The following is a 6637-nucleotide window of genomic DNA, read 5'->3' as shown; positions in this document are numbered from 1 at the left end:
CAGCCATATCTGGCGCTGCCAAACAGCTCTTGCTAGAAAACCTTCTCAACGTCCATGACGTAGGCCGAGGCCGGGGCCCCCTGCTGCTGGCCAGTAGCCTGCACCGGTGGCATGAGCACCACGATCCGGGAGCCTTCCGGCACGCCGATCAGTCCCGGAACGGACTGCTGTGCTTGCGCCATGTTGATCGACTCGGCGGCGTGCTGCTCCCAGGTGTTGGACGGCTGGGAGCCGTCCCAGTAGTTTCCGGCAATGTTCATCACGGCCGTGGAGTTCTCCTTGATGGCCGGACCGGAGCCGCGGGCCAGCACGATGACCTCGGACTTGGTCGGCTGGGCGGCGTCGGCCCCGATGGAGAGCTTCGCAGGCTGGCCGAGCTCACCGCTGACCGTGATTCCGCGCTGACTGACAGCCTCCTCGCCCTCCATCGTGGCCGAGGCCGAGCCGCCGGAGATCTTGCCGCTGACGCCGTCAACGATCTCGACGACGAACACGAGCGTTCCGGCCGGGTTCTGCTGCCTCTGCTGCTGGGCGCCGCCGGCCTGGGCGGCCTGAGCGTCCTGGGCCGCCTTGTTGCCGTAGGCCAGCTCCGGGGGAATCGACATGACGACCCGGTCACCCACGTGGTGCCCGGCCAGACCACACTTCCATCCCTGGATCACGTTCCCCAGCGGGAAGGTCGCCGGAGCACCGCTCTTGAAGGAGGTGTCGAAGGGGTCGGAGCCGTCCCACTGCCAGCCCGTGTAGTTGGCCTTGACCACACCGGCGGCGTCGATCTCAGCCCCGTTCCCCTTCGTCAACGTCTTGACGGTGAGGTTCTTGGGCGCCTGCGAACCCTTCTTCCAGGTCACAGTGGGCTGCTTGCCCGCGTCACCACCGACGGTCGGCAACGACTCGGAGTCGGAGTCGATCGTCAGGGTGGAGCAGTCCACGGGCGCCGTGGCCGCCGGCACCGGAGTCTCGGAGGCAGCGGCCTTGGACGCCGATGCTGAGGAGGAGGACGACGACCCCGAGCAGCCGGCCAGCGCGAGGCAGGCGGCCGCGGCCAGGGCGGTCAGGGTCAGGGATGTGCGGCGCACATGAGCTCCTTGCGTACGGGAGGGCCTGCGCGGCAGGGATCAGTGGAAGGACTCGCCGCAGGCGCAGCTTCCGGCGGCGTTGGGGTTGTCGATGGTGAAGCCCTGCTTCTCGATGGAGTCGGCGAAGTCGATGGTGGCGCCCGACAGGTAGGGCACGCTCATGCGGTCGACGACGACCTCGACACTATCCATCTCGGCGCCCTCGGTGGGGAAGGCGCGCACGGCGTCGCCGTCCAGGAGTCGCTCGTCGAAGTAGAGCTGGTAGACCAGGCCGGAGCAACCGCCGGGCTGGACGGCCACGCGCAGGCGCAGGTCGTCACGCCCCTCCTGGGCCAGGAGGCTGGCGACCTTCGCCGCGGCGGTCTCGGTGAGGATGACCTCGTGCTCGGGGGTCTCGGTGTCAGTGGTGTCGGTCAGGGCGGTCTCTGCCATGATCATCTCCTGGTCTGGTATGCCTACGTGTGTCTGCGGCGCTCCGTGTGATGCCGCTGAGGGTCCTGCGGCGGCCCTTCTGACGAGAGCCCTAAGGATCCACTGGAGCCAACGCTCCATCCGGATGCCTTGTTCCTGGTGACAACCCTACGCGGTCCCTGCCCCGGAGCCGGGGTGACGGGACTCACTGTGTTCAAGGGCGTCGCCCCTGGCTCGGGAGGGGAAGGGACGAAAGGGACATGGTCTCACCCTCAGGCCAGGGCCACCAGCTCAAGGTACTCCGGACCCCACAGGTCCTCGTCGCCGTCGGGCAGCAGGAGGACCCGGTCGGGGTTCAGGGCCTCGACGGCTCCCTCATCGTGGGTGACCAGGACGACGGCGCCGGCGAAGGTACCGAGCGCCCCCAGGATCTCCTCACGGCTGGCCGGGTCGAGGTTGTTCGTGGGCTCGTCCAGCAGGAGAACATTGGCGCTGGAGACCACCAGCATCGCCAGGGCCAGACGGGTCTTCTCCCCACCGGAGAGGACCCGGGCGGGCTTGTCGGCGTCCGAGCCGGAGAAGAGGAAGGAGCCCAGGACACTGCGCACCTGGGTGTCATCCATGCCGGGGGCGGCGCGGCGCAGGTTCTCCACGACGGTCGCCTCGGTGTCGATGGTCTCGTGCTCCTGGGCGTAGTAGCCGATCTTGAGCCCGTGGCCGGGGATGACCTCGCCGGAGTCGGGCTCCTCCACCCCGCCGAGCAGGCGCAGGAGCGTGGTCTTGCCGGCGCCGTTGAGGCCCAGGACCACGACCCGGCTGCCGCGGTCGATGGCCAGGTCCACGCCGGCGAAGACCTCCAGGGAGCCGTAGGCCTTGGACAGCCCGGCCGCGCGCAACGGCGTCTTGCCGCAGGGGGCGGGGTCGGGGAAGCGCAGGTGGGCGACCTTCTCCACGGCGGCCTCGTCCTCCAGGTCGGCCATGAGGCGCTCGGCGCGCTTGAGCATCTGCTGGGCGGCCACGGCCTTGGTGGCCTTGGCCCGCATCTTCTCCCCCTGGGCGCGCAGGGCGGCGGCCTTCTTCTCGGCGTTGGCGCGCTCGCGACGGCGTCGGTGCTCGTCGTCGGCACGCTGCTTGAGGTAGGCGTCCCAGCCCAGGTGGTAGACGTCGAGGACCCCGCGGCCGGCGTCGAGGTACATGACCTGGTTGACGGTGTCGCGCAGGAGCTCGACGTCGTGACTGATGACGATGAAGCCCCCGGCGTAAGTGCGCAGATGGTCGCGCAGCCACAGGATCGAGTCGTGGTCGAGGTGGTTGGTGGGCTCATCGAGCAGGAGTGTGTCGGGCTGCTGGAACAGAACCCGGGAGAGCTCGACCCGACGACGCTGACCGCCCGAGAGCGTGCCGATAGGCTGGTCGAGGACGCGGTCGGGCAGGCCCAGGGCGGCGCTGATGCGGGCGGCCTCCGAGGCGGCTGCGTAGCCGCCGGCCATGGTGAACTCGTGGTCCAGGCGCGTGTAGCGGTCCAGGGCCTTGGCCTGAGTCTCCCCCTCGGTCACGGCGATGCGCTCCTCGGCCTTGCGGATGCGGGCCAGGAGCGCATCGATGCCACGGGCCGAGAGGATCCGGTCCCGGGCGATCTCGCTCAAGTCCCCGACCTTCGTGTCCTGAGGCAGGTAACCCACCGAGCTCGTGCAGGTGATCGTGCCCTCGTGCTCGACGGCCTCCAGCCCGTGGCGCTCATCGGCGTCGTTGACGGCGCGTCCGGCGCCCTGGGCCACGGAGGTGGCGGCGAGCAGCTTGGTCATGGTGGTCTTACCGGCGCCGTTACGGCCCACGAGACCGATGCGCATCCCCTTGTCGACCCGGAAGCCGGCGTGAGCCACGAGCTGTCGGGCACCGATACGCATGGTGAGGTCCTGGACATTGATCACGCGCGCCATCGTACGGGCCCGCCGCTCCTGCCCGCCGCAACGGACCTATCAGTCCCACCACATCCACCAGCCGACCCCGCCGCCGGCCCACTCGGGTCGGGTGCGCACGATGTCGTCCGGGACGCTGTGGGCATCGAGCTCGTACCGATCCCTGACCCGCTCCCACAGCGCGGAGCACTGGCAGGCCCGGCTGTGCTCGACGAAGACCTCATAGCCCTGCAGATCGGGGTCGGCCACCCACAGGGCCTCGACGCTCAGGCGCTCGTCCTCGCGCTGAGGACCGATCCCGTAGCCGGACAGACGCACCCGCCCGTCGGCGTGAGCACAGGCGGTCAGCATCGTTCTCAGACTCGGGGAGAGGTTCTGGCGATCGACCAGCGCCGGAGCCGGCAGGCGCAGGAGCAGGTCGGCCGCCGTGGCGGCATCCATCCCGCGGAACGGCACGTAGTCGCTCATCGGGGCGCCGAGGGCGTCCGTGCGCAACGGCGTCTCCCCCGGCAAGCAGCGCGGAGCATCGAGCCAGGGCTCGAGCAGGTGCCACAGGCCGATACGCACCGTCCACCCCGGTGGACCGTAGAGGCGCGGTGAATCGGGCGAGCCCGTTGGAGACGATGCGGGAGACGGGGTCGTGGTGGGCGGCCGTACTGGAGTGGTCGACGCGACCATGTTGAGCTCCTTCGTTCGAGGCGGGTTGGGCCTCCAGACTGCGAGAACCGCTCCGCCGACGCAGCAGTTGCCCCGAGCGCCTGTGCGCAAAAGCGACTTCTTCTGCTCGAACCGACGTCGGTGGCCCCCTGGGTACCGCACCAGGACTCAGCACCGGCCGGATGGACTGTTGCCTTTCAGTTCTGGGCCGTGAGGCAGTAGCCTCTGTCTCAAGCACCTCTGCTGCGCCCGCGCAGCGTGGGAGGTGACAGATTCCCCACCACCGAGAGCGAGCCCACCGAGGGCCCGGAGCGCACCGGCGTGCATCCGTCGTCGTCGACCTCGCCCAGTAGGAAAGGGCCCGAATGGCAACTACGACCTCAACCCCTGAGGCAATCCTCGACGCCGTCGGCGGCGCCGATAACATCATCCATTTCACCCACTGCGCCACCCGGCTGCGCTTCGAGCTCAAGGACGCCTCCGGCGTCGACAAGGCGACCGTCGAGGCCATCCCGGGTGTCATGGGCGCCGTCCCCCAGTCCGGGGACCGCTACCAGATCGTCATCGGTGGTGCCGTACAGAGCGTGTACGACGAGATCAACAACCTGCCGGCCATGAAGAGCCAGAGCGGCTCCTCCGGTTCCGGCTCAGGTGAGTCCGACGCCGACGTCAAGGCCGCTGCCCGCGCCAAGGCCCGTGGCAAGAACGCCATGGTCGACGCCTTCTTCGAGTACCTTTCGGACTCCTTCCGTCCCCTGCTGCCGGTGCTGCTGGGCGCCTCGCTCATCATCGCCGGTCTTGCGGTACTGGATGCGTTCGGCGTCATCAATGCCAGTGATCCGAACCTGACGGCCGCGGACAAGCCCGCCGCACAGGTCTTCGCTGAGGCCATGTACAAGTCGGTGTTCCACTTCCTGCCCATCATGGTGGCCTACAACGCCGCCAAGAAGCTCAACATCGACCCCTGGGTCGGCGCCGCGGTCATGGCGGCGCTGATGACGCCTCCATTCCTTGACCTCAGCAAGGCACTGGGAACGACATGCACCCACAACGCCACGTTGAACAAGGACCTGTGTGTCGCGCATATCGCGGGCGTTCCCATGCAGCTCAACGACTACAGCGGCCAGGTCTTCGTTCCCCTCATGATGGTGGCCATCCTGGCCCTGGTCTACAAGGGTCTGGCCAAGCTCATTCCCTCTAACGTGCAGATGGTGTTTGTTCCGTTCTTCTCCTTCATCATCATGATGCCGGTGACGGCCTTCATCATCGGTCCAGTAGGTATCTGGGTCGGTACAGGCCTGGGATCCGGACTGGCGTGGCTCAACACGAGCGCTCCGATCGTCTTCGCAATCGTCATCCCACTGCTCTACCCGTTCCTGGTGCCGCTGGGTCTGCACTGGCCACTCAACGCCATCATGCTGGCCAACATCAGCTCGCTGGGCTACGACTTCATCCAGGGTCCCATGGGCTCGTGGAACTTCGCCTGCTTCGGCGCCACCGCCGGTGTGCTGGTCCTGGCCATTCGTGACAAGGACAAGGTCATGCGTCAGACGGCCTCCGGTGCCCTGGCCGCCGGCCTCTTCGGCGGCATCTCCGAGCCAAGCCTCTACGGTATCCACCTGCGCTTCAAGCGCATCTACCCGCGTCTGCTGGCCGGCTGTCTCGTGGGCGGTCTCATCACCGGTATCGGCGGCGGTATCAAGGCCTCTACCTTCGTGTTCAGCTCACTGCTGAGCATCCCGGTCTTCACCCCCATGGCCCTGTACGGCATCGCCATCGCCGCGGCCTTCGCCACCTCGATGACTCTCATCATTTTCACGGACTACCGCACCAAGGAGGAGCGGGCCGAGGCCCGTGCGGCTGTGGCCGACGCGGAGGCCGCCAAGGTCTCTGCATCTGCCCCGGCTGAGGCCGCTGAGGAGCCCGAGACCGACGGCGCCGCCGCGGCTGCCGGTACCGCTGAGGAGGGCGACCGGACCGCCAAGGCCCCCACGCCCAAGCCGGCCCTCGTTCCCGGCGCGGTCACAGAGATCGCCTCGCCGCTCAAGGCCACGACCATGGACCTGGACAAGGTTCCCGACCCGGTGTTCTCCTCGGGCGCCGTCGGCCAAGGTGTGGGTCTGGAGCCCGAGGGCGACATCGTCGTCACAGCTCCCGCGGACGGAACCGTCGTCGTTGCCCCCTCCTCGGGGCACGCCTTCGGCATCACCCTGGACAACGGCGTGGAGATCCTCATCCACGTGGGTCTGGACACCGTCAACCTGGAGGGCAAGGGCTTCGACGTCAAGGTCTCCCAGGGCGACCGCGTCAGCGAGGGCCAGGAGCTCGTCCGCGTGGACCGCTCCGTCATCGAGCAGGCCGGCTACCCGCTGACCACGCCGGTGCTCATCACCAACACCGCCTCCTTCGCCTCGGTTGAGGTCGTCGGCGGAGACTCGGTGGAGCCCGGTGAGGCCCTTATCAAGGTCACCGCACCCGAGGCCTGAGTCGCATAGCGACACAGCCGACCCGATAGGCCGCTGATACGACGTCGGGGCCGGATCCGTGAATGGACGGATCCGGCCCCGACGT

At 68.1% G+C, this 6637-nt stretch carries 5 protein-coding genes; 1 reads left to right on the top strand and 4 read right to left on the bottom strand.

Annotated elements, in window-relative coordinates; all coding sequences use genetic code 11:
- Positions 1-32: 32 nt before the first annotated feature.
- The 4 genes from BKH33_RS08305 to BKH33_RS08290 all read right to left on the bottom strand — a co-directional run bounded on the left by BKH33_RS08305 (position 33) and on the right by BKH33_RS08290 (position 4087).
- On the bottom strand, positions 33-1079 hold the full coding sequence (locus BKH33_RS08305; protein WP_003780481.1) for an FKBP-type peptidyl-prolyl cis-trans isomerase: 1047 nt from the start codon (positions 1077-1079) through the stop codon (positions 33-35).
- A gap of 39 nt (positions 1080-1118) precedes the next feature.
- Positions 1119-1511 (bottom strand): HesB/IscA family protein, encoded by a 393-nt coding sequence (locus BKH33_RS08300; protein ID WP_003780404.1) that lies wholly within the window; start codon positions 1509-1511, stop codon positions 1119-1121.
- A 251-nt stretch (positions 1512-1762) separates the two neighbouring features.
- Positions 1763-3421 (bottom strand): ABC-F family ATP-binding cassette domain-containing protein, encoded by a 1659-nt coding sequence (locus BKH33_RS08295; protein WP_003780457.1) that lies wholly within the window; start codon positions 3419-3421, stop codon positions 1763-1765.
- Positions 3422-3469: 48 nt separating this feature from the next.
- A complete protein-coding gene (locus tag BKH33_RS08290; protein WP_003780454.1) occupies positions 3470-4087 on the bottom strand; it encodes a hypothetical protein in 618 nt (205 codons plus the stop codon).
- A 344-nt stretch (positions 4088-4431) separates the two neighbouring features.
- Between BKH33_RS08290 and BKH33_RS08285 the strand changes: the two genes are divergently transcribed.
- Positions 4432-6552, top strand: coding sequence for a glucose PTS transporter subunit IIA (locus BKH33_RS08285; RefSeq protein WP_075407192.1), 2121 nt, complete (start codon positions 4432-4434; stop codon positions 6550-6552).
- Positions 6553-6637: the final 85 nt, after the last annotated feature.

It is taken from the genome of Actinomyces naeslundii, assembly GCF_001956585.1.
In the GTDB taxonomy this organism is placed as follows: domain Bacteria; phylum Actinomycetota; class Actinomycetes; order Actinomycetales; family Actinomycetaceae; genus Actinomyces; species Actinomyces naeslundii.
This window is presented reverse-complemented; position numbering and strand designations above follow the sequence as displayed.

What these genes read in the sequence shown, in the direction of transcription:
- BKH33_RS08300 (WP_003780404.1), bottom strand. Translation starts at nt 1,511, where the DNA reads ATGGCAGAGACCGCCCTGACCGACACCACTGACACCGAGACCCCCGAG.
- BKH33_RS08290 (WP_003780454.1), bottom strand. Translation starts at nt 4,087, where the DNA reads ATGGTCGCGTCGACCACTCCAGTACGGCCGCCCACCACGACCCCGTCT.
- BKH33_RS08285 (WP_075407192.1), top strand. Translation starts at nt 4,432, where the DNA reads ATGGCAACTACGACCTCAACCCCTGAGGCAATCCTCGACGCCGTCGGC.